The organism is Methanothermobacter sp. (genome assembly GCA_030055615.1).
Lineage (GTDB): Archaea > Methanobacteriota > Methanobacteria > Methanobacteriales > DSM-23052 > Methanothermobacter_A.
In genome coordinates, this window is sequence record JASFYN010000002.1 from 100,405 (window position 1) to 120,907 (window position 20,503).

A 20,503-nucleotide genomic window follows, 5' to 3' on the forward strand; every position below is an offset into this window, starting at 1 on the left:
ATTTCGGGTCTGGAAGTGATCAGTATATATAGGTTACTAAAAATCATAAGAGTGTAACCTTTTAGGTTACACCCTTTGAGGTTATATGCCATTATAAAAAGATAAAAAAATTGTAAAAGGGGGGGTCTATAGAAGGTGAAAAGATGAAAAAGTTTGAGATAAAAATCCATGATGGACCTGCCCGCTTGGGTATGATAGATGGGATTGAGACCCCAACAATCATAGATTATAAAGGAATAGACCTTGCAAGGGATCAGCCTACCCCCTATAATGTGCCCATTGAAATAGCTAAATGGAGTGTGAAAGAAACAATAAAAAATGCCAAGTCTTCAAAGAGTGAATATGCCGTAATCCATGGTGCTAAATACTTAGATTTGAGGGTTAAATGTGCGATGGAACTTGAAAGTATAGGCTTTAAAAAGCTGATAATAGCAAATGGGGACGAACTACTCACAAAACCAATGGATCTTGTAAGATTAGTGGTTAAAGTTCGTGAAAGCATAAAACCAGACACCATATTATGCTTCCCATATGCAGAAGCCTCATTCATACCAATATTAGTCTATATGGGTGTTGATCTTTTTACAGACGCAACATGCAGATTCTACAGTTACCTTAACATTTTAATGACACCTAACCATTCTTACCAACTGGACAAGTATAGAATATATGAATTAAATGAGAGTGAACTCTACAACTACAATAAAGAAACCCTAGATTTTGTTATAAGAGAAGTGAAAGAGCATATAAGAATGGGGACACTCAGGAATCTTGTAGAGGAAAAAGCGGCCACTTCACCAGCTAACATGACAGCCTTGCGCATACTAGATGATGAATTCCAAGAATACCTTCAAAGGTATACACGATTATACTGATCTTCCCGCCAATAGAATATAATGGTATGGTCCAACATCTTCTACTTTTAACGTGTAAAAACCATAAACTTTTATAATATTAGAGGTTTCATCAGGATCTAACCTTAAAGAGGGATGGGGTCCAACTCTACTTCTTTTTTTGAATTCTACAATGGCTAGTGTACCATCAGGTTTCAGCACCCTCCTTATCTCCATCATAGCTGGTTTAATTCTCTTATTGGCTATTAAACCGTGTAGTACGTTGGCCATGAGATATATGTCTACAGTGGCGTCTGGGATTGGCAGTTTGCTTGTTATATCTCCGACTATCGCTTCTATGTTTTCTATGTTTTTATCTTTTATTGTCTTCTTTAGGATGTTAATGGATTTTTCATAGATGTCGATGGCATAAATTTTACCGGTGCCAATGGCCTTTGAAGCTTCAATGGATATGAAACCGTCACCACAACCTGCGTCAACTAATATCATCCCATTTTTTATTTTCAAGGCTTCTATGACATTTCTTGCGTCTAGTATGTCTCTTGTTGTTTTACCGGCATCTTGGTGTTTCATTTTATATCACTTAATATGTGTGGTGGTGCTCCCCCTATTTCTATAAGGTATTCTGCTTCAAGGAAGTGTAAATTGGATGGGATGATCAGACAATGCAATGGTCTGCCAAAATCCTCAACTATTAGCCTTTTTATCAAGTCGGCTCTTATCAATGGATTAGATGATCCTACCCTGGCTAATACAACAGCAAGGGTGTTCAAGTCGATTATGTTCTCTTTTCTCTCTTTTTCAACTTTTAGAAGGTATTCTAGGCCCTCGTTTGCACTCATATACTTGTTTTCCTCAGCTTTTATATCTAGGAGTATTAGGGTGTGGGCGTTATATTCCAGGTTATCTTTTATTGTGAGGTATGGTGAGTGTGGAAAATAGTTCTTCTCTGGGAATGGTATTGTTGTTGTTTTACCGAACTTGTATATTTGCAGGCCTGCAAGGCTTGGGGCTGCTGAAAAAATGGATGACGAGTGTATTATTCTAGTTTTAATGCCTTTTCTCCGTGCCTCCAATATTAGGTTGGAATGTGTTGTAGCGACTAGAGGATCCCCTGGCACTAGTAATGCCACGTCTTCTCCTTGGGCATATTTTAATGGTGTCATATCCTCCTCTATCTCCTCCCTTGTAAGTATCTTTATATCCTTCCCGGTTTTTTCTTTTATTGTTGACAGTTTCTGATCTTTTAGTTTTGCTGTGTAGAATTCTGCGAATATCCTGTCGCATCCTTTCAGTGCTTTCATGCCCTTGATTGAAATGTCATCTTCATCATAGAGTCCTAGGCCTATAATATAGAGCATATGGGACCCGCCCCTGGTACAAGTTTAAATCCTATATTATATATTATTTGGTAGGATTTAAGTTTGGGGAGGTTAATTATTTTGAAGGCCCTTAGGGTTCCTAAAAGGCATGCAAATATCATAATAAAAAGACTTATCAAGGATTCTATTATAGATCCTAATTTTAAGATTAAAAGGGATGAAAAGTTCGTTTTCATACCATTAAAGGAGCCTATAGATCCTAAAATAATACATGAAAGCGCTTCAATCATTGAAACGAAATTCAAAGAAAAGAAGAAGCGTCCAAGAGACTTTAAAGAAATTTTAAAAGATAAAATAGAAGATAAACTCCTTGCGGATATAAGAAGATCCTTCGATATTATAGGTGACATCGTAATTTTGGAAATCCCAGAAAAACTAGAAGAATATAAACATTTGATAGGGGAGGCTGCTTTAAAATTCACGAAAAAACGCGGAGTATTCAGGAAAAAAAGCAAAGTTAAAGGCATCGAACGTATAAGGGAGTTCGAACATCTTGCAGGTGAAAATTCAACTGAAACAATCCATGTGGAATATTCCACAAGGATAAAACTAGACATAAAAAAAGTCTACTTTAACCCTAGGCTCGCGAATGAAAGAGAAAGAATCGCAAGACAAGTAAAAAAAGGAGAAACAGTACTTGACATGTTTGCGGGTGTCGGACCATTTTCCTTGGCCATCGCAAGACACAAAAAAGCCTCCAAAATCTATGCTGTTGATATCAATCCAACAGCAATAGAATACCTAAAAGAGAATATCAGATTAAATAAGGCCCATGAAATCATACCATGTCATGGTGATATAAGAAAAGTTGCAGAGAAAATCCCCGAGAAAGTTGACAGGATCATAATGAATCTCCCAGCAAGTGCAAGGGAATTCCTAGACCTAGCATTAAAACTGATAAAAGATGGTGGAATAATACACTACTATGAATTTGCAAGGGACTTCGAAACCCCAATAAAACATCTATTAGAAGCTGCGCAGCCATTTAAAGTGAAAATACTTCACAAAAGGATGGTCAAATCGAAGAGTCCAGGGGTTTGGCAGATTGCAATCGATGCAAAAATTCAGAAAACCTAGAGAGGGTCTATTATACCATCCTCAGTGATTATAGCAGTTATAAGATCAGATGGTACAATATCAAATGCAGGGTTAAAAACCTCAGTATCTTTTGGAGCTATCCTACAACCCCCATAATATAATACCTCATCAGAGCCTCTCTCCTCAATAATAGTATCATATATACTATTCTCTTCATCAAAGGTACTCATAGGGGCTGCCACATAAAATGGCACTTTAAACCTCTTAGCAGCTAATGCAACCATCAATGAGCCTATTTTATTAACAACACCGCCCCTAGCAATCCTATCAGCTCCAATAATCACCTTATCGATTTTTTCTTGTTGCATAAGGTAACCTGCGGCACTATCCACTATAAGCTTTACAGGTATGTTCTCCATTTGAAGCTCCCATACACTTAAGCGGGCCCCCTGGCCCAACGGCCTTGTCTCATTACAGAATACCTTCACACGTTTACCTTTATTATGAGCTGCCCTTATAACTCCAAGGGCTGTTCCATAATCTACGCATGCAAGGGCTCCGGCGTTGCAATGTGTGAGAATAGTATCTCCATCATTGATTAGAGCAGCCCCATGTTCCCCAATGGCCCTTGTAGTCTCCATATCTTCCTTGTATATTCTGAGGGCTTCCTTTAATGGAGAATCAGAAGATAATGTTCTTTTAACTGCCCATTGGAGGTTTATTGCTGTTGGTCGCGAATTTTTAATCTCTTGGGCGGCTTTTTCAAGGTCTTCATTGGCGAGATCTGCTAGTGCGACTGCGAAGGCTGCTGCCACTCCTATGGCTGGGGCTCCTCTAACCACCATATTTTTTATGGCAAATATAACATCCTCGTAACTTTTACATTCGAAATATTCAAGTTTATCTGGTAATTTGCGTTGATCTATTAGTAGTAGGCGATTTTTTTCCCATTTAATGGTCTTCAATGGGGATCACCAATATTAATAATGACTTGCTGGTGTGATGTCTAAGTGTTTGTCTTTTTTGCCTGGTATACCATAGGCGTCTGCACGGCATTGCATACAAGCTCTGAATACTGGTATTATCTTTTCCACTTCGGCTCTTGCTTTTTCTATCTGTGCACATGTTGGCCTGGGATAGTCTTTCATCTCAGCTAGGGGTATTAACGGTATTATATTCATTAGGGATGCTCCCCTCTTTTTAACTTCTCGGGCTATATCGGTGATGTGTTTGTCATTTAATCCTGGTATGAGTACGGTGTTAACTTTGACTATGATACCGTTTTTGGCTGCTTTTTCTATGCCCTCGAGTTGGTTTTTGGAAAGTATCTTGAAGGCTTCTTTTCCCCTGTAAACTTTCCCATTGTATATGACATGTGAGTATATTTTCTCGCCTATTTCTGGGTCTATTGCATTTACTGTGACTGTTATTGTTTTTACGCCGAGTTTGGCTAATTCATCTGCCTTTTCGGGGAGTAAGAGGCCATTGGTGCTCATACACTTTATAAGATCTGGGAATTTCTCATTGGCCCGTTTAAAAAATTCGAATGTTTCTTCATTGGCTAGAGCGTCACCTGGACCTGCGACGCCTATTACAGATATTGGCATCTCCTTTGTAACTTTTTCAACATGCTTTATGGCGTCGTCCACGCTCATAACCCTTGATGTTACTCCTGGGCGCATTTCACATTCGCTTATTTCTCTGGTGCAAAATTTGCAATGTATATTACATTTTGGGGCGATGGGTAGGTGTATTCTGCCTACTTTGTCGTGGATTTTCTCATTGAAACATGGGTGAGCCTTTGTTATGTGGGCGAATCTTGTCTGGCGTGGTATTACCATCTTTTTTCAACTCCCATTTTTTCGATAATGCCATATGCTTTTTTTATCCATTCTTCTTGGAGTATTTCGTCAGTGCATACCATTGCTATTATATTGTCACTGGAGATGTCTCTTATAACGCGGAATCCTTCTGGTATTATCCTGAATATTGCATCATATATTTTCTTTTTGAGGGTCTCTTGGGGGTCGTGGACGGTTAAGCCTTCTAGTTTGACGGTGGGGTTTTCGATTATTATTTCGAATCTTGTTGGTTGTTGTATTTTTTCTCTTCCTTCTAGTTTCCAGAGCTTTTCAAGTAACTGGGGGAGGTATGTTTCATCTGTTATGCGTAGGTGGAGTTTGTTTTCTTCTTTGTCATATTCTGGTATTGCCATGTCCTCTAGATGGACTGGGGATGCTGCCTTGGCGAATTTGACCACTATTATAAATACTGGTTCTCTGGGGTCTGCGAATATCTGTAAGTCTTCTATTGCCCGTCCGAGTTGCAAGTCCTGGAGTACTTGTTTTACTACTAGTTCATATGCTTCGGCTCCTTCACGATCATAGCATTCTACTTTCATCTTTTTCCCCTATTCTGTTTTTGCCATGCCTGATACAAGTAGAGCGGCTCCAACCGCCCCTATGTATTGGGAGTTTTCTGGTACTATTATGTCTATGCCTCCTAGGATGTCGCTCATGGCTTCTACTAGTCCTTCGATGAGTGATGTTCCACCTACTTGTATTACTGGTTCTCTCACGTCGATTTCTTGGAGTTGTTGTTCATAGACTTGTTCTGCTACTGAGTGACATGCTGCTGCTGCCACGTCTTCGCGGCTGCTTCCTGCTGCCAGTGCTGTTACGAGGTCTTGGATTCCGAATACTATGCAGTAACTGTCTAAGGGTGCTTTGTGGTAGTCTCCTTGGACAGCAAGTGAGCCTAGTTCGGTTATGTCCACTCCTAGTCTGCGTGCTGTTATTTCAAGGAATCTTCCTGAAGCTCCTGCGCAGATTCCGCCCATTGTAAAGTTGTCTGGTATGCTGTCATGTACCGTTATAACCTTATTGTCCATTCCTCCTATGTCTATGACTGTTGCTTCGCCTTTTTGGTGGTTTGCTAGGAATACTGCGCCTTTGGAGTTCACACTTAACTCTTCTTGTATTAGGTCCGCGTTGAAGTGTCTTCCTATGGTGAGTCTACCGTATCCTGTGACTCCTATTCCTTCTATGTCTCCTAGTTTGTAGTCTGTTTCCTTGAAGGCTTCTTTCATTCCTTCTTCCGCAGAGCTTATAACGTCTGTTGTGGGTATCCATCCTGTTCCTATGATTTCATTGTTTTCCATGAGCACTACCTTGGTTGTTGTTGAACCTGAGTCTATCCCTAGTGTGAGGCCTTCTTGTTTTTCCCTTGCTAATATGCTTTTTCTCGATACTATGGTTGAAAGTGCTTCCATTCTAATGAATAGTTCATCCGCTTTGGTTCTTTCTGTGAATGAGTAGGTTACAACTGGTAATCTTGTGTTTTGTTGGATGAATCTTCTTATCTCGTTTCTTACAAGGGCTCCTTCAGCGCATCTGAAACAAGTTGCTATGAATACTGCGTCAGCGTCTGTTCTTCCTTCCACGACTGACATTGCCCTTGCTATCATGAGTTTTATACCTGAACTTGCACATTCAAAGCCGAATTTTTCATATGCTTCCTCTATATAGTCCAAGTCAGTTTCTGGGATGACTATCTCGGCTCCAAAGGTCTCAGCCGCCCTCTCTATCTCCTTTTGAACGCCACTGTATTCTGTACCACATGATATTTGGGCTATTTTAACCATTTTAAGCCTCCAATTCATCTAAGAACGTGTTTATCTTATTAACTACTTCTATTGTCTCTTCTCGAGTCCTCGGATATTTTAATTCCAGTATGGGTATCTTTTTTTGTCTTAGGTAGTATACGCATAGTTCATTCGTCCTTGAACATCCCATGCAACCGAAACCAAATGGAGCGTCCTCCATGATTATGGCAGCATCAGCTTTTTCGATTAGGGGACCGAATATTGACATGCGCCCTCTCACACCTGAAGGGACTTCTATAGCTGCATATTTAAGCCCTTTTAGGGGGTCTTCTTGTGTTATGTTGAATGGTGGTGAATCGATCTCAGGATCTGTTACCTTCTTTCTTATCTCTTTTTGCAATATTAGGGGCTCGTGGCCTTTTCTCTCCACGAGATCTGCTAGTATAAGGGAGTTTGGTGGGAATATCGCCACTTTCAATGTTTAATCCTCCTTTCTCGTGTTTGTGGGTGTTGGTCTTCTTGAAATTTCCCTAATGTCAGTGAATATGCCTTTTGTTATGTCCACGATACCTATTGCCCCTATAACTTCCCCTTTATCTTTTAGTGGGACTACAATGACGGGCGTGCCCTTATATGGTCCCGTTTCTGGGATTTCCCTTGCTGTTTTCCCTGTTTTCAAGACCTTTTCAAGTACTGGTCCTGTGTAATTGTAATCTAATATTTTACCCTCTTCTATTCTGAGACCTTTTTTTTCTCTGCTTCTTATTGTGAGGGGTAGGCGCCCTACGAGTTCATGTATGCAAGTTGCGAGTTCTTTGAGTTCTTTCCCGGTTGATGATGGGGTTATCTCCATTTTAAACCCTCTTTATCATATTCTTGGCTATCTTCTTGAAGGTGTTGATGTCTATTCTTTTTTTCTCATGGATGCTTACCTTTTGTGGCCTGGAGAGGGCTTCGCTCACATATCCTAATAGTTTGAATTCTTTTTCGAGTTGGTGGAAGCCTTCTCTTGCACCACCTCTATGTGCCCTGCACCTTCTGGGGTCTCCTGGTGGGAATCCCCTTTCTTTTAAGAATATGTTGTTTGGGTCAAATTCCCTTATCTCTTTGGCAGCTCTTTCTACAAGTTCTTTTTCTCCGTGGATTAGCGCACCATAGCATGTAGATTTTATTGTGAGGGGTAAGCCCATCATATGTATCTTGTGGACGAGCTCGGCCGGGCTTAAATTCGCATTCGGCCCTAGTATTATCATCCTCGTGGATTCATCTTGGCTTTTTTTCTCTAACATAGACTGTGTCTCCTTCTTTGAATTTTTCAACATTTTCTAAGCCCTTTGTTATCTTCCCTATTATGTTTGTGGCGTTGAATGGTTCGCCTGTTGGGCCGAATTCGTCGTTGTCTTCGAGTCTTACTCCTATTAGGCCGACGTGGTGGCGTGACATGTTAGTTATTCCTACTTCTCCTGCTTTGACGCATTTTGTTGGTGTGTTTTCTGGTACTATGCCTTTGGCTTCGCTTTTGTCGCCTTTGAACATTACTACTTTCATGCCTGGGAATGCAAAGTGGACTTCCATTGATCCTATTGGCGAGTCTATGAGTCCTGAGATTTTTTTGAAGTACCATGTTGAGCGTGGTGCTTTTTCATCCATTTCTATTTCTAGTAGTTTCTCTTCTTCGACTCCGAAAGTTTTAACTTTCTTCTCTTTTAGGATGTCCATTGTATATTTGGGGTCTTGTTTTACTATGATAGCATTGTCGTCTTCGAGGCCCTCTCTTATCTGTTCTATGCCATGTTCTTCCAAGTATTTTTCTGCTTCTTTTTGTGTCATGTTAACTGTCATTATGCGGCCTGGTTCGCATTTTATTGTTATGTGGTCTCCTTGTCTTGCTATGTCTACTAGTTCCATCCCTTCTTGGACTGTTCCTATTAGGTTGTGTGATGGTGTTGAAACCCTGTCTTCTCGGTAGATGTATACGCGTCCAGCTCCTCGGCCCCTGTTCCTGAGGGTTACGGTCCCCCTTTTCCTCTGTTCTATGCGCTCCACTCCCTTCTTGATCCCCTCTAATGCGTAGAATCCTATGAATGAATTTGATTCGTAGTCTACTTTGACTTTACCATCCTCTATTAATGAAAAGAAGTGTTCGACCGATTCTGGGGAATCTCCGGTGGGTTTTATTTTGACGTAAGTGAATACTTGGTTTCCGTCTTCTAGTATGGTGTCAAGGTCTGTTACGGCCGCGCTTTTCACTATGCTTCTGCGTTCTATTACTGGTTCGACTTCTTTGATGTAGTCGTCTTCTGTGAGTAGGAGTAGTGTTCTTCTGCCTCCTGTTATCTTTGCGAAGACTCCTCTGTTGTATGGTGGGGCTCCGTATATGCTTGAGTGTTCATCTTTGCTGAATATTACGTGTGTGGATTCTGGGCTGAAACCTGAAAGGCTTAATATTACCTCGTTTTTATTGTATTGGTGTTCTTGGTGTGTGGGTTCTAGGTCTGTTTTGATGGGGCCTATGGCTACTTCGTCTGGTGTTGTCCATCTTATCCTTTGGCCTTTGAATTTTTTGTAATTTTCTCTCCAGGCTTTTGTGAGTGGGTTGATATTTTTATCTTCTAGTATTTCGATTATGATGCTTCCTGCTGTTGTTTTGATCTTGTATTTGTTGATGTGTTTTTCGAATTCTTCTTTTCCTTTTATGACGCTTATGACCGAACCTTTTATGTAGGGGGCCTTTGTGGCTTTTATGGCATCTTTTACTGTGGAGCCTTTTGGTAGTTCGATTTCTTGGCCATTGATTTTAATTAGCAATTATTTTCCCCCATTATTTTTGGGTTTTTTCTTGTATGCCCATTATTAGGTCTTTTTCAAAATCAAATAGTGTCTTTTTTTCATCTTCTAGGGTGATGTAGAGTTTTTTTTCGTTTATTATCTCCCCTGCGACGGTTGAGGTTATGTTAACGGATTCTAATAGGTTTATACATTCTTTTGTGTTTTCTGGTTTTGTTGTGAGGACGAAACCGGCGCCTGGGTATAATCGCAGCCAATCTTCCCATTTTATGCCTTTCTTTTTGGGGATTTTTTCTAATTCGACGGTTGCACCAACATTTGATGCTTCTAGGAGCATTCCAAGGGTTCCTAGGGTTCCCGGGTTGCTTATGTCCTTGCCGGCTGTTAATAGTTTTTTTGATGCGATTTCTTCCATTATTTTTATCTGGGCTCTTACAAGTTCGGGTTTCTTGTGGCTTGTGGTGTCCCAGTTGAGTGGGAAAGTTGGGTGTTGTCTGCCATCTAGGTCTATGCCTATTATTATTTTATCTCCTGGTTTTGCATTACAGCTTGTTATGATGGTATCTTCAGAAACTAGGCCAGTTATTGAAACGTCCAGAGCGTTGTAGGGTGTGTCTGGATGTACGTGGCCACCTACCATGGGTACTCCAAATTTTTCCACACCGTCTCTTATGCCTTCCATGACTTTCCTACAAGTTTCTTTGTCCTTTACTGAGAGTACGTTAACCATTCCGATGGGGGTGCCTCCCATGGCTGCGATGTCATTAACGTTGACTAGTACTGAGCAGTATCCTGCCCAGTATGGGTCTGCCTCCATTAGCCTCCCCCATATGCCATCAGCGGCTATTAGGAGTAGTTTACCGTCTCCGAGGCGTATTGCAGATGCGTCATCTCCAAAACTAATATATGTTTTACCCGATACTTTGTCAACGTCATTGAGTAGGGATACGACCTCTTTTATGGGTTTTTTACGTGTTATCCCTTCATAGTTTTTCACAGATTTTATAATTGAGTCTAGGTCCAATTGCCCACCTCAAAACTTGCTTATTTTATTTCTTTTATAAGGTAATCCACACCCATATTATTTATAATTTTTAATATCTTCTTTTTAAGATTTTCTATATCCTCTATTTCAATTGTATACTTTCCTTTAAAGATTTCATTGAAAATCTTGCGGCCTATTATATCATCTAATCCTTTTTCGAATTCTATTATCATTGACCCTTTTGTTTTGAAGCCCTTCTCTACTACTTTGTCAATGTCCCCATCTGTGATCCCAATGATGGGAACGTCAAACCTGTAGAGTATGTCGGCGGCCACTAGGCTTGTGTCATCCCCTACTGTCACGACCAGGTCTGAATCTTTTAGGGTGTATATGTCTTCTGCCGCATGATCTAGGAATGCTACTTTAAATTTCTTTTTGGGTTTTCTTGTTTTTACCTTCCTTGGTTTGATATTATTAGATCTTCTGAGGAGTCCTGTTTTGACTATTGCTTCTTCCAAGTTTACTGGTCCAAGTTTTTCGATTCCATGTTTTTTTAGCTTGCCGCCTATGATCTTTTTTATTATTCCATCCTCTGCGACTAGTATGACATTTTCTGATGTTGCTTTGCCAATAACGATACCATTTACGAAAATGTTTTCATCCTTGGATACTCCTACTAGTCTCCTGTATATTCGCTTATCAGAGACTTTCTCATAATTTCCTGGGGATATTTCTTTTATTATTTCTTCTGGTTTGACTATTTGGAGGCCTAGTTTGTCCGCGATTTCTTTTGCGAGTGGTTCCACTGCCTTGTGCCATGGGATTACTGTACCGTCTTTTTCACCGGGTCTTTCGATTTGTATGAGTTTTGGTTTTGTTTTTGTTTTCATGAAGACTTTGTAGCCGAATCCGTGGCCTGTGATTTTTGATTTCCCATAGTTGAGTAGGAAGATTATGTCGTGACCTTCTTTTGCGAGTTTGTCTATTGATTGGCTTGGGAGTCTTTTTTTGGAGATGTCTATTAGGTTTTCTAGGTGGGCGTCGTATACTGCTGTTCTCCCCATTGTGCCCCCGAGTAGTGCTTTGACTTTACCATATTCTTCTAGGAATTTTATTATTTTGAGGGCGTATCCTGAGTCTACAATCTGTGGGCCATGGACTACTACTCCGATTTTCATGGTTTATCATTTCCTTTTCTTTTTTATGATTTTGGAGCCGCAGATTTCGCATTGTCTGGAGGGGTGTTCTGGTGGGTATCTTTTTTTGCATCCTATACAGATTTTTTCCCATTGGTATATTTTATTTATGCCTTCTGTTATGACGCTTTTGAAGGGTACTTTTATTATTTTCATGATGTTTTGGATGGAGTAGTCGTCTGTGATCATCATCACTTTTTCTCCTTGGTTTTTTAATTGTAGTGTTAATGCTATGATTTTTTTGTCAGTTTTTGACAATCTTAGGATGTCACCGGATTTTTCAGCGAGCTTCTCAGTTTTTTCGATGTATTCTCTTTTTGGGTTGATTATTTTAAGTTTGCCTTCTTCTAACGATTTTTCGAGGGCTATCCTTGATTTTAGGTCTTTTAGTTCTTCTGTGACTTCGGGTGTTGTATAGTTTTTTTCATCTGATGGGGTGTATCCTCCTATGAATGCAGAAGAATCTAATATTTTATGATATTTTTTTAGTTTCATCTTTTCACACTGTTTATTATCATATCCAGGGACTTTACAGTTTTTGTTTTATTGTTTAGCATTCTTATACCTTTTTTATTAACTGGGCGAAAAGTTTTTAAATGCTTAAAAACATATACTTAGAACGGGTAGGGGTTAGGACATTCAAACTTATTTTTGGTCGTCCGATTTGGAATCAAAGCCGCCTCCAATCCAAAGAAAAACCCTACCCCCACCATTTAAGGTAACTACAATATAATATCCTCTTTTTTGATAATAAAAACCTTGATTATATCATCATAAAAAATAATAAAGGTTTTGAGTATGAAGAGTAGGACGATGGAAGATCATAGGAAAATGGCACCGTCCATGGTAAAATGTGCTATAATAACCTTGAGTGACTCCCAGGCAAGGGAACATGGAATAGTTGAGAGTCCACCATCTACTGACATTTCAGGTAAAATACTCTATGAAAATTTGAACGAGAAGTATCAAGTTATAGGATATAAGCTTATAGGTGATGAGCCGAAGAATCTTATAAAAGCAGTGAATGAGATGATCCGCAAGGGTGCTATGGTCATATTTACAACCGGTGGTACCGGGATTGGGAAAAGGGATATTACTATTGAAACCTTGAGGGGGTTATTCGAGAAAGAATTGGAAGGTTTTGGGGAGATTTTCAGATATGAATCTTATAAAGAGTTAGGGGCTGGTGCGATCTTAACGAGGGCTACTGCAGGTATATACAAGGATTCTTTCATCATAGCCCTTCCTGGTTCCCCTAATGCAGTTAGGATGGGGTTAGGTATTATCATAGATGAACTTGGACATATTATCAAACATGTGACAGAACACCAAAACCGTTAAGTTTATATATGAGAACCTTTGAAGATTATGAATGTAAATTCACCCCCAAAAAAAAACTATTTTTTACTAACAAAAAAAGAGGTGGCTTCCAGAGGGAGAGTTATACACCTCCCCCCCAATCAAATTAATTTTCACCCCCCCAAAGGATACACTGGAAGCCACCACCCCCCACACCCCCCCAAACTTATAATATTATTAACAACAAAATATTGTTAATATGAAAATCCTATTAGTATATTATTCACGTAGTGGGAACACCCGTAAGATCGCCAAAGAAATAGCATCAAAACTTAGATGCGACATCGAAGAAATAGAAGACACACAAAACCGCTCAGGGATAATAGGATTCCTAAGATCAGCCTACCAAGCCATGAGGGGAAAGGACACAAAATTGAAACCCTATCATAAGAACCCCCAAGACTATGACCTTGTAATCATAGGAACACCAATATGGGCTGGCAGACCATCAGTCCCCATAAGCACTTACTTAAAAGAAAACAAAGGAAAATTTAAGGACATGGCCTTCTTTTGCACTTACGGTGGCACAGGACTCGAGAATACAATAGAAACCATAAAAACGATAACGGACAAAAAACCAAGGGCGACATTAGATGTTAGAGAATCAGAGATAAAAAAGGAAGCCTATGATCCTAAAATAGAATCTTTCATAAAAAATGTCAAAAAAGGAGATTAGGGCGAGTCTATATCCTTAAAGTAGGGTTTTATGTCAATAACATAGGAACCATCAACAGCATCCAAACCTCTCACAATGAGATTGCTATCATCCACCTTCTTCAATTCAACAAGACATAAACCTATCGGATTAGGCCTCGAAGGGGCCCTAGTTGAGAAAACACCCCTCTCTTTCACACCACCCCTTGGTATGACCTTGAGAATGTCGCGCTCAGCCCGGTCCAGCCAATATAGGATGAAAAGGTGTTTATATTTTATTATGCCATCTAGTGCTTCTTGGAATTCTGGGAAAATATGGATAACACTATCCTCCTTAGCGTATATTCCTTGTGATGGAGCCTCTGAAACATCCCTATAAGGGGATCTCACAACACCAACTGGCTTTAAAACTATCTTCATACCTAACCCACTTTCAAGTTATCCCATGACAAATAGGGTTTAACAGCCCCTAATAATTAATTATTATATCATTGTTCATAATATTTTATTGGACTTTAAAAAACTATAGGATGGTATTATATTGATGGTTTTATTTGATATTGATAAAACATTGCTCATAGGTTCACATTGTCATTTTTATTCATTCAAACAAGCATTTAAAGACTTATATGGAGAGAATATAACATTAGACATCCCTAATCTTCAAGGCATGACAGATAAACAGATAATATACCATATCGCGAAGAAAAACGGTATAAGAATCAGCAATTTCAAGAATATCAGGGAAAGGATAGTTGACCATTATATAAAGAATGTGAAAAGAGAAAAAATAAAACCTCTCAAGGGGACCAGAGAAATACTAGACATCCTGGAAGATACAGGGATCCCTAAGGGCATAGTCACAGGTAACATAAAGGATATAGCATGGATCAAACTCAAAAAGGCGAAATTCAGCGACTATTTCAGCTTCGGGGCCTTTGGAGATGAAGGATGCCAAAGAAGCACCCTACTAAGACTAGCCCTAAAGAGGGCGAAGAAAATTCACAACAAAGTAAACCCCAAAGAAACTATAATAGTAGGGGACACCCCAAGGGATATACAAGCCGGAAAAAAAGTTGGCACAATCACAGTCGGCGTAGCCACAGGAGATTTCAGCATGAAAGAATTAAAAGAAGCCGGGGCAGACCATGTACTTAAAAGCTTAGAAGAGAAAGAAAAGTTCATAAAAATAATCCAAAAAAACATGATACCATGCGAATATTCATAATCGGCGCCACTGGAATGCTTGGCAAAGAAAGCCCCAGGGCAAATTTGTAAGGGTTATAAAAGGGGGAGAATCTCCGATGTTCAGTAGACCTCGCAAAGACTCGCCAACTTATGGGGATGGGAAGCTGTCATATTCTCCGATGAAAATAAAAGACAATTTTACATACTTGAAGGGTTAGCAGGTTCCTTAGTCCTCTCAGATTATGCAATAGTAAATTACAAGTGCACAAACCATTACTATCCAGGACATGAGGGTGGCATACGCTGGTATGATCCCATTCTATCAATAAAATGGCCCTTAAACCAAGTAGATGAGATTATATTAGAGAAGGACAAAAAATTGGAAGACTTTAAATGAGAAGACCATAAGATTATAGACTGATAAAATGAAGATTATACTGACGGATGGCGCCGGGTTTCATAGGAAGCAACTTCATAATAATTACATGCTAAAAAAAAGCACCCCACTATGAGATAACAAATTTGGACGTTCTAACATACTCCTGAACCTTGAAAACCTCCGAGAGGTCGAAGATAATCCAAATTACAAGTTCGTGAAAGGCGATATCACAGCCAAGAAATTAGTGGATAATCTCAGCCGCGGGGTTGACATTATAATAAACTTCGCAACCGAATCACATGTTGACAGGAGCATTCAAAATCCCAACAAATTTTAAAAACTAATGTAATGGGGGGCTCAAACACTACTAGAAGCCACTAAAAAAAAACATAATATACAAAAAATATATACAAATATCAACTTACGAAGTCTACGGATATTGTGAAAAATGTTATTTCACAGAGGGAACACCACTAGCACCTAACAGCCCATATGCAGCGAGCAAAGCCCCGGCCAACCTTTTTGTAAGGGCCTACCATAAAACTTATAACCTTCCAGCGAATATCACACGTTTATCCAACAATTACAGTCCCCTACCAATCCCCAGGAAGGTTCATACCTCTCATGATAACAAACGCCCTCGAAAACAAACCTCTACCAATCTATGGCGACGGAATGAACATAAGGGATTGGATCCATGTATATGATCATTGCAGGGCCATAGACCTAGTACTTCACAATGGAAGCCCAGGGGGAAATCTACAATATAAATGGTGGTAACGAGAAAAGGAATATAGAAGTTGTGAAACTCATCCTAGAAATACTTGGAAAAGATGAATTCCAGATTCGTGGATGACAGGCCAGGCCATGACAGGAGATATGCCCTGGACTCCAGGAAGATAAAGAAAGAAATAGGATGGAGGCCAAAATACAAGTTCAGGGAAGGACTAGAAAAAAGACAATAGAATGGTATGTCCAGAATAGGAGATGGTGGGAGAACTGGAGAATACCAGGAATATTATGATAAAATGTATGGAAAACGATTATATGGTTAAAGGGCCGATATTTACTGGGAGAACATTTCGAGAATACATTCAAATGTTCAATTTAAACCTCAAAAAGCTAGAAGGTAGGAGTATATTAGATTGTGCTGCGGGTGCGAGCTCATTCACTCCAATCATGCATAAGCTAGGATTTGATGTGAAGGCAGTTGACATCTCATATAATAAAAGTCCTGAGATACTTTACCAGATGTGCGCTGAGCATCTGAAGGTCCTTAAAAAGGCCTTGGAGAAAAAAGGCTCATATGTTTGGAAATTTTATAAAGATCCTGATGAGATGTTCAGGGAACGTTTAAAGGCTTGTAAGATTTTTAAATCAGATTATAGGAGGGGGAGGGGTGAGAGGTATATAATGGCTGATGTTAGGCAGCTGCCATTTCCAAGTGACAGTTTCCATCTTGTGCTCTGCTCCCACCTGCTCTATATCTATGATCATAGATTTGACTGGAAATTCCATTTGGATAGTATCAATGAGATGTTAAGGGTTTCAAAGGGTGAAGTGAGAATATACCCCCTCGTGAAGGAAGATGGTCGGAAGTCTATTTACTTGGAGCGTACATTAGAACATCTCCCTGAAAACGTTGATGCTAGACTAGAAAGAGTAGATTATATTTTCAGACCATCGGCAAATGAAATGTTACGCCTAGTCAAGTCTTTATCCGCTCTATGATTGCTCTGTGCATCCTTTTTATGAATTCTATCCTTTCTTCATACTTTAGAACGTCAAGGTATCCTTGCGCGACTAGGTTGAATGCGAATGGTGAGGGTATCTTTGTGTCTATCTTTTCTATTTTCATCGTACCATCTTTTATCCATTTGAGGACTTTCTTGGCATTTTTTATATCCATGTAGTCTTCTAGGACTTCTCTTCTCGCCTCTTTTAAGATTGGGAAGTTTTCATCTAATTCCTTGACGAAATTTAATAATATTCTGCTTTTTACTTGTTGTCTACCAACCGATTTTTCTTTACCTTTGTAGCGACGGAGTATCATGAGTGAACGTGCGGCACAATGCCTGAATCTGCCCGTTAAAATCTCTGTCTTGTCAATGGCTTCTGTGAGGATCTTCCGCAAATTTTCAGGGTCTAATTTTTGTAATGATTCTAATCCGCCCATTTTACCATCAGAACTTAGATAGAATCCATTATCTGTTACTGATATCATAACATCCCTTTTGTACTTTTTAGCGATGATATATGCTATGGCACGGGATAGTGCATCGTTAACTCTTCTGCCAAATAAACCATGAAATACTATGAATTTTCGCCCGCCAAATCCTTTATAGAATTCAACGAGTAAACGGCGCTTACTAGGTATCTTTGCATAGAGGTATTGTTCCCTAAAGTACTGGTAGATTGCATGGGCTGCATTATAATCAAGGTAAAGGTAGTCAGCTATGAAGTCTATTATTTCAGTTTTACTCTCCCCATAATGGAATTTAGCATCTATAATATCCCTGAAGCGTTGTATATCAACTGCCAAGTCAAATGAGAGTGGTAATTGTTCCGAGAACCATGATGGTATTGTTGGGGGTCCCGAGGCTGGGGTTACGTTAACCGTCATACCCCTAGTATAATTAAACTTGTAGATTTTCCCCCCTAATACGAACGTGTCACCTTTTCGCAGCTTTTCAAGGAATTCTTCATCTATTCTACCAACAACTTTCCCTTTACATTTCACAACAGCTGAACTCCTGTCTGGTATTGTGCCAATGTTTGTGGAATAGAGCATCCTTGCAAGCTTTCCGCGACGTCCGAACTCCCCATTTTCATGGTCTAACCAAATCTTAGCATAAACATAACGTTCTTCAAGGTCTGCATATTCTCCTGCAAGATACTTTAAAACTTTCATATAATCTTCTTTTGAAAGGTTCCGGTAACAGTAGCTCCTCCTCACGACTTCTAGGGCATATTCGATATCCCACTTGTGTTCTATGGCCATCCCATATAAATGCTGGGCCAATACGTCCAAACAATTTTCTGGTATTTCTATTTCATCGATTTTGCCCTCGAGACAATCTTTGAGTATCATGGCACATTCAATTAGATCGTCTCTGTCAGTTACTATGATACGACCCTTCGATTTTTCGTGTAGTCGATGTCCACTTCTTCCTATACGTTGCAGGGCTCTTGAAACCGACTTTGGAGAACTTAGGAGTATTACAAGGTCTATATATCCGATGTCTATGCCAAGTTCTAGTGATGTTGATGATACCACGGCCTTTAGTTTACCTTTTTTTAGTCTGTCCTCGGCTTCTAGTCTTAGTTCCCTTGATAGGGATGAGTGGTGGGCCATTATGTTATCATCTGAGTATTTGTTGGGGAAACGGCTTTTAAGGTTGTAGACTACGCTTTCTGTGCCGCTTCTGGTGTTGGTGAATATCAAGGTTGTTTTATGTTCGCTTATAAGTTCGTCGAGTATGTCATAGATGGCATTGGTAACTTCTTCGGGGTCTGCGGCAACTATATCATCTACTGGGCATATAAGTTCTAGATCCAATTTTTTCCTGTAGTCTACGTCGATTATTAGACAATCACGGGGTTTGCCTTCTTGGTATCCTACGAGGAATTTCGCAATCCTCTCTAGTGGGTGTACGGTAGCTGATAATCCTATCCTTGTGAAATTTCCTATAATGTGCTGTAAACGTTCCAAACTTAGTGAGAGGTGAACTCCCCTCTTGTTATCTGCTAGGGCGTGTATTTCATCAATTATAACATATTTTACGTGGGAGAGCTTTTTCCTGAATTTTGGGGCTACGAGTATGATCGAGAGGGTTTCAGGTGTTGTGATGAGTATGTGTGGTGGTTTCTTGAGCATCCTTGAACGTTCGCTTTGTGTTGTGTCACCTGTCCTCACAGCCTTTCTTATGCCAAGTTTTTTACCTGCTATTTTTTGGATCTCCTGTAGAGGTTCTTCGAGGTTTTTTTCTATATCATTGTCAAGGGCCTTAAGGGGGGATACATAGATGCAATAGATTTTGTCTTCTAATTTTCCCTTTTCAGCCAGTCTAGTTAGTTCACTTATTATTGATAGGAATGCTGTGAGTGTTTTTCCGGAGCCTGTTGGGGAAGATATTAGGACGTTTTTCCCGTGGTGTATTTCTTTTATTGCGTATTTTTGTGCTTCTGTGAAGTCCTTGAACCGGCTCTTGAACCATTTTCTAACCCATGGATGGAGTATCTTATATATTTCTTCGGAGTTGTATTTTTTCTCTTGTTTTTTTATCATCTCCATCCCCTTGTCGCTTGGTGTTCCATGATCCTGGTAATGTCCTCTACTGTCCCGAAGTCGAATATTTTGAAGTTTTCCACCGCATATACCCTGAATTGTGATAGTCTAGTTTCTTTTAGAAGGGGCGAGATTATGGCTTCATGTAGTATGTCTGATCCTTCAGTTACAAAATTGAATGATGGCATAACAACTAATTCTTTGCCCCTGAATGGGCCTTTAAGGTAGCATTTGATCTTTTCTATCCTCTCCCCGCTCCTAAGGCCCACACAAGGGTGTTCGTGGCCTATTATTATCGTCTGGGTTTCTATTTTCTCTGGGATGAAATGGCCATGGGTTATGAAATGATCTTGAAATTTCATAAAATCTAATATTTTAAAGTTTTTCAAGTGTGATATGTAGGGTATGATAGGGTCGTGGTTGCCTTTTATTAGGGTGATTTTTTCGAAATTTTCTTCTAGGTAATCTAGTAGTCTTTTAAGTTCCTTATTTTCTTGGTAGGTGACCTTACCAAATTCGTGTTTTAGATCACCATTTATTATAATATTCTTAGCTCCTGATGATTCTTTTATTTTGTCGATCCTGTCTATTATCTTCTTGAATTGGAAACTGGGGATCATGAATCCTTCCTTGTTAAGGTATTGTTCATATCCTAGGTGTAGGTCTGCGATTATCATCGTATCTTCTATTAAAAGTGCCAGGTCGCAAACTTCAAGGGTAGGGGTTATCTTGAATGTGCCGATCATATCCACCTTGTAATTATTTTAGTAGGGGCAGAATAAATTTTTT

At 39.6% G+C, this 20,503-nt stretch carries 22 protein-coding genes and 1 pseudogene; 7 read left to right on the plus strand and 16 right to left on the minus strand.

Features of this window, described 5'->3' with window-relative positions; genetic code table 11:
• The first annotated feature begins 143 nt into the window (after nucleotides 1-143).
• Nucleotides 144-875 carry an archaeosine tRNA-ribosyltransferase gene (locus tag QFX38_03735; protein ID MDI9623980.1) on the plus strand — a complete coding sequence of 244 codons (732 nt, stop codon included), beginning with the start codon at nucleotides 144-146 and terminating at the stop codon, nucleotides 873-875.
• Here the strand turns inward: QFX38_03735 and QFX38_03740 are convergent.
• Nucleotides 867-1,427 (minus strand): methyltransferase domain-containing protein, encoded by a 561-nt coding sequence (locus QFX38_03740; GenBank protein ID MDI9623981.1) that lies wholly within the window; start codon nucleotides 1,425-1,427, stop codon nucleotides 867-869. The genes QFX38_03735 and QFX38_03740 overlap by 9 nt on opposite strands.
• Nucleotides 1,424-2,215, minus strand: a complete 792-nt coding sequence (gene dph5 / locus QFX38_03745; protein ID MDI9623982.1) for a diphthine synthase — start codon at nucleotides 2,213-2,215, stop codon at nucleotides 1,424-1,426. Before dph5 ends, QFX38_03740 begins: the two co-directional genes overlap by 4 nt.
• A gap of 81 nt (nucleotides 2,216-2,296) precedes the next feature.
• Between dph5 and QFX38_03750 the strand changes: the two genes are divergently transcribed.
• Nucleotides 2,297-3,313, plus strand: a complete 1,017-nt coding sequence (locus QFX38_03750; GenBank protein MDI9623983.1) for a class I SAM-dependent methyltransferase family protein — start codon at nucleotides 2,297-2,299, stop codon at nucleotides 3,311-3,313.
• On the opposite strand, the gene mtnA is transcribed toward QFX38_03750, so the two are convergent.
• The 11 genes from mtnA to QFX38_03805 are packed head-to-tail and all read right to left on the minus strand — an operon-like array spanning nucleotide 3,310 to nucleotide 12,341.
• A complete protein-coding gene (gene mtnA / locus QFX38_03755; protein MDI9623984.1) occupies nucleotides 3,310-4,239 on the minus strand; it encodes an S-methyl-5-thioribose-1-phosphate isomerase in 930 nt (309 codons plus the stop codon). The genes QFX38_03750 and mtnA overlap by 4 nt on opposite strands.
• A gap of 15 nt (nucleotides 4,240-4,254) precedes the next feature.
• Nucleotides 4,255-5,115 (minus strand): FeMo cofactor biosynthesis protein NifB, encoded by an 861-nt coding sequence (gene nifB / locus QFX38_03760; GenBank protein ID MDI9623985.1) that lies wholly within the window; start codon nucleotides 5,113-5,115, stop codon nucleotides 4,255-4,257.
• Nucleotides 5,109-5,675 (minus strand): methanogenesis marker 17 protein, encoded by a 567-nt coding sequence (locus tag QFX38_03765; GenBank protein ID MDI9623986.1) that lies wholly within the window; start codon nucleotides 5,673-5,675, stop codon nucleotides 5,109-5,111. Before QFX38_03765 ends, nifB begins: the two co-directional genes overlap by 7 nt.
• A gap of 9 nt (nucleotides 5,676-5,684) precedes the next feature.
• The gene (locus QFX38_03770) at nucleotides 5,685-6,917 is read right to left on the minus strand and encodes a methanogenesis marker 15 protein (GenBank protein ID MDI9623987.1); all 1,233 of its coding nucleotides are present in this window, start codon (nucleotides 6,915-6,917) and stop codon (nucleotides 5,685-5,687) included.
• Nucleotide 6,918: 1 nt separating this feature from the next.
• Nucleotides 6,919-7,356, minus strand: coding sequence for a methanogenesis marker 5 protein (locus tag QFX38_03775; GenBank protein MDI9623988.1), 438 nt, complete (start codon nucleotides 7,354-7,356; stop codon nucleotides 6,919-6,921).
• Between the two features lie 3 nt (nucleotides 7,357-7,359).
• The gene (locus QFX38_03780) at nucleotides 7,360-7,731 is read right to left on the minus strand and encodes a DUF2111 domain-containing protein (GenBank protein ID MDI9623989.1); all 372 of its coding nucleotides are present in this window, start codon (nucleotides 7,729-7,731) and stop codon (nucleotides 7,360-7,362) included.
• 1 nt (nucleotide 7,732) lies between these two features.
• Complete coding sequence (locus QFX38_03785) at nucleotides 7,733-8,167, minus strand: methanogenesis marker 6 protein (GenBank protein ID MDI9623990.1); 435 nt, start codon at nucleotides 8,165-8,167, stop codon at nucleotides 7,733-7,735.
• A complete protein-coding gene (locus tag QFX38_03790) occupies nucleotides 8,142-9,686 on the minus strand; it encodes a methanogenesis marker 3 protein (protein MDI9623991.1) in 1,545 nt (514 codons plus the stop codon). Before QFX38_03790 ends, QFX38_03785 begins: the two co-directional genes overlap by 26 nt.
• Nucleotides 9,687-9,699: 13 nt before the next feature.
• Nucleotides 9,700-10,689 carry a methanogenesis marker 2 protein gene (locus QFX38_03795; protein ID MDI9623992.1) on the minus strand — a complete coding sequence of 330 codons (990 nt, stop codon included), beginning with the start codon at nucleotides 10,687-10,689 and terminating at the stop codon, nucleotides 9,700-9,702.
• A gap of 20 nt (nucleotides 10,690-10,709) precedes the next feature.
• Nucleotides 10,710-11,828, minus strand: coding sequence for a DUF2117 domain-containing protein (locus tag QFX38_03800; protein ID MDI9623993.1), 1,119 nt, complete (start codon nucleotides 11,826-11,828; stop codon nucleotides 10,710-10,712).
• A gap of 6 nt (nucleotides 11,829-11,834) precedes the next feature.
• Nucleotides 11,835-12,341: a ribonuclease VapC gene (locus tag QFX38_03805; GenBank protein ID MDI9623994.1), complete on the minus strand. Its 507-nt coding sequence runs from the start codon at nucleotides 12,339-12,341 to the stop codon at nucleotides 11,835-11,837.
• A 303-nt stretch (nucleotides 12,342-12,644) separates the two neighbouring features.
• Here QFX38_03805 and QFX38_03810 point away from each other — a divergent pair, with 303 nt between their 5' ends.
• Complete coding sequence (locus tag QFX38_03810) at nucleotides 12,645-13,187, plus strand: molybdenum cofactor biosynthesis protein B (protein MDI9623995.1); 543 nt, start codon at nucleotides 12,645-12,647, stop codon at nucleotides 13,185-13,187.
• Between the two features lie 217 nt (nucleotides 13,188-13,404).
• Nucleotides 13,405-13,881, plus strand: coding sequence for a flavodoxin (locus tag QFX38_03815; protein MDI9623996.1), 477 nt, complete (start codon nucleotides 13,405-13,407; stop codon nucleotides 13,879-13,881).
• Here the strand turns inward: QFX38_03815 and tsaA are convergent.
• Complete coding sequence (tsaA, locus tag QFX38_03820; protein MDI9623997.1) at nucleotides 13,878-14,279, minus strand: tRNA (N6-threonylcarbamoyladenosine(37)-N6)-methyltransferase TrmO; 402 nt, start codon at nucleotides 14,277-14,279, stop codon at nucleotides 13,878-13,880. The genes QFX38_03815 and tsaA overlap by 4 nt on opposite strands.
• 124 nt (nucleotides 14,280-14,403) lie before the next feature.
• Here tsaA and QFX38_03825 point away from each other — a divergent pair, with 124 nt between their 5' ends.
• The 3 genes and pseudogenes from QFX38_03825 to QFX38_03835 all read left to right on the plus strand — a co-directional run bounded on the left by QFX38_03825 (nucleotide 14,404) and on the right by QFX38_03835 (nucleotide 17,157).
• On the plus strand, nucleotides 14,404-15,087 hold the full coding sequence (locus QFX38_03825; GenBank protein ID MDI9623998.1) for an HAD family hydrolase: 684 nt from the start codon (nucleotides 14,404-14,406) through the stop codon (nucleotides 15,085-15,087).
• Between the two features lie 385 nt (nucleotides 15,088-15,472).
• Nucleotides 15,473-16,481 (plus strand): annotated as a pseudogene (gene rfbB, locus QFX38_03830) (dTDP-glucose 4,6-dehydratase).
• Entirely contained in the window at nucleotides 16,447-17,157 is a 711-nt protein-coding gene (locus QFX38_03835) for a class I SAM-dependent methyltransferase (protein ID MDI9623999.1), read from the plus strand. The pseudogene rfbB and the gene QFX38_03835 overlap by 35 nt, the downstream one beginning before the upstream one ends.
• Here the strand turns inward: QFX38_03835 and QFX38_03840 are convergent.
• Together QFX38_03840 and QFX38_03845 are read right to left on the minus strand one after the other, a co-directional pair.
• Nucleotides 17,135-19,714 (minus strand): ATP-dependent helicase, encoded by a 2,580-nt coding sequence (locus tag QFX38_03840; GenBank protein MDI9624000.1) that lies wholly within the window; start codon nucleotides 19,712-19,714, stop codon nucleotides 17,135-17,137. The two genes, QFX38_03835 and QFX38_03840, sit on opposite strands and share 23 nt — an antisense overlap.
• A complete protein-coding gene (locus QFX38_03845) occupies nucleotides 19,711-20,457 on the minus strand; it encodes a metallophosphoesterase (GenBank protein MDI9624001.1) in 747 nt (248 codons plus the stop codon). The genes QFX38_03840 and QFX38_03845 overlap by 4 nt, the downstream gene beginning before the upstream one ends.
• Nucleotides 20,458-20,503: the final 46 nt, after the last annotated feature.

Bases quoted from the DNA above. Each gene is read 5' to 3' on its own strand.
- QFX38_03810 (MDI9623995.1), top strand. From the start codon at position 12,645: ATGAAGAGTAGGACGATGGAAGATCATAGGAAAATGGCACCGTCCATG.
- dph5 (MDI9623982.1), bottom strand. From the start codon at position 2,215: ATGCTCTATATTATAGGCCTAGGACTCTATGATGAAGATGACATTTCA.
- QFX38_03780 (MDI9623989.1), bottom strand. From the start codon at position 7,731: ATGGAGATAACCCCATCATCAACCGGGAAAGAACTCAAAGAACTCGCA.
- QFX38_03770 (MDI9623987.1), bottom strand. From the start codon at position 6,917: ATGGTTAAAATAGCCCAAATATCATGTGGTACAGAATACAGTGGCGTT.
- QFX38_03805 (MDI9623994.1), bottom strand. From the start codon at position 12,341: ATGAAACTAAAAAAATATCATAAAATATTAGATTCTTCTGCATTCATA.
- QFX38_03815 (MDI9623996.1), top strand. From the start codon at position 13,405: ATGAAAATCCTATTAGTATATTATTCACGTAGTGGGAACACCCGTAAG.
- QFX38_03835 (MDI9623999.1), top strand. From the start codon at position 16,447: ATGATAAAATGTATGGAAAACGATTATATGGTTAAAGGGCCGATATTT.
- QFX38_03765 (MDI9623986.1), bottom strand. From the start codon at position 5,675: ATGAAAGTAGAATGCTATGATCGTGAAGGAGCCGAAGCATATGAACTA.
- nifB (MDI9623985.1), bottom strand. From the start codon at position 5,115: ATGGTAATACCACGCCAGACAAGATTCGCCCACATAACAAAGGCTCAC.
- QFX38_03740 (MDI9623981.1), bottom strand. From the start codon at position 1,427: ATGAAACACCAAGATGCCGGTAAAACAACAAGAGACATACTAGACGCA.
- tsaA (MDI9623997.1), bottom strand. From the start codon at position 14,279: ATGAAGATAGTTTTAAAGCCAGTTGGTGTTGTGAGATCCCCTTATAGG.
- QFX38_03800 (MDI9623993.1), bottom strand. From the start codon at position 11,828: ATGAAAATCGGAGTAGTAGTCCATGGCCCACAGATTGTAGACTCAGGA.
- QFX38_03825 (MDI9623998.1), top strand. From the start codon at position 14,404: ATGGTTTTATTTGATATTGATAAAACATTGCTCATAGGTTCACATTGT.
- QFX38_03840 (MDI9624000.1), bottom strand. From the start codon at position 19,714: ATGATAAAAAAACAAGAGAAAAAATACAACTCCGAAGAAATATATAAG.
- QFX38_03785 (MDI9623990.1), bottom strand. From the start codon at position 8,167: ATGTTAGAGAAAAAAAGCCAAGATGAATCCACGAGGATGATAATACTA.
- QFX38_03735 (MDI9623980.1), top strand. From the start codon at position 144: ATGAAAAAGTTTGAGATAAAAATCCATGATGGACCTGCCCGCTTGGGT.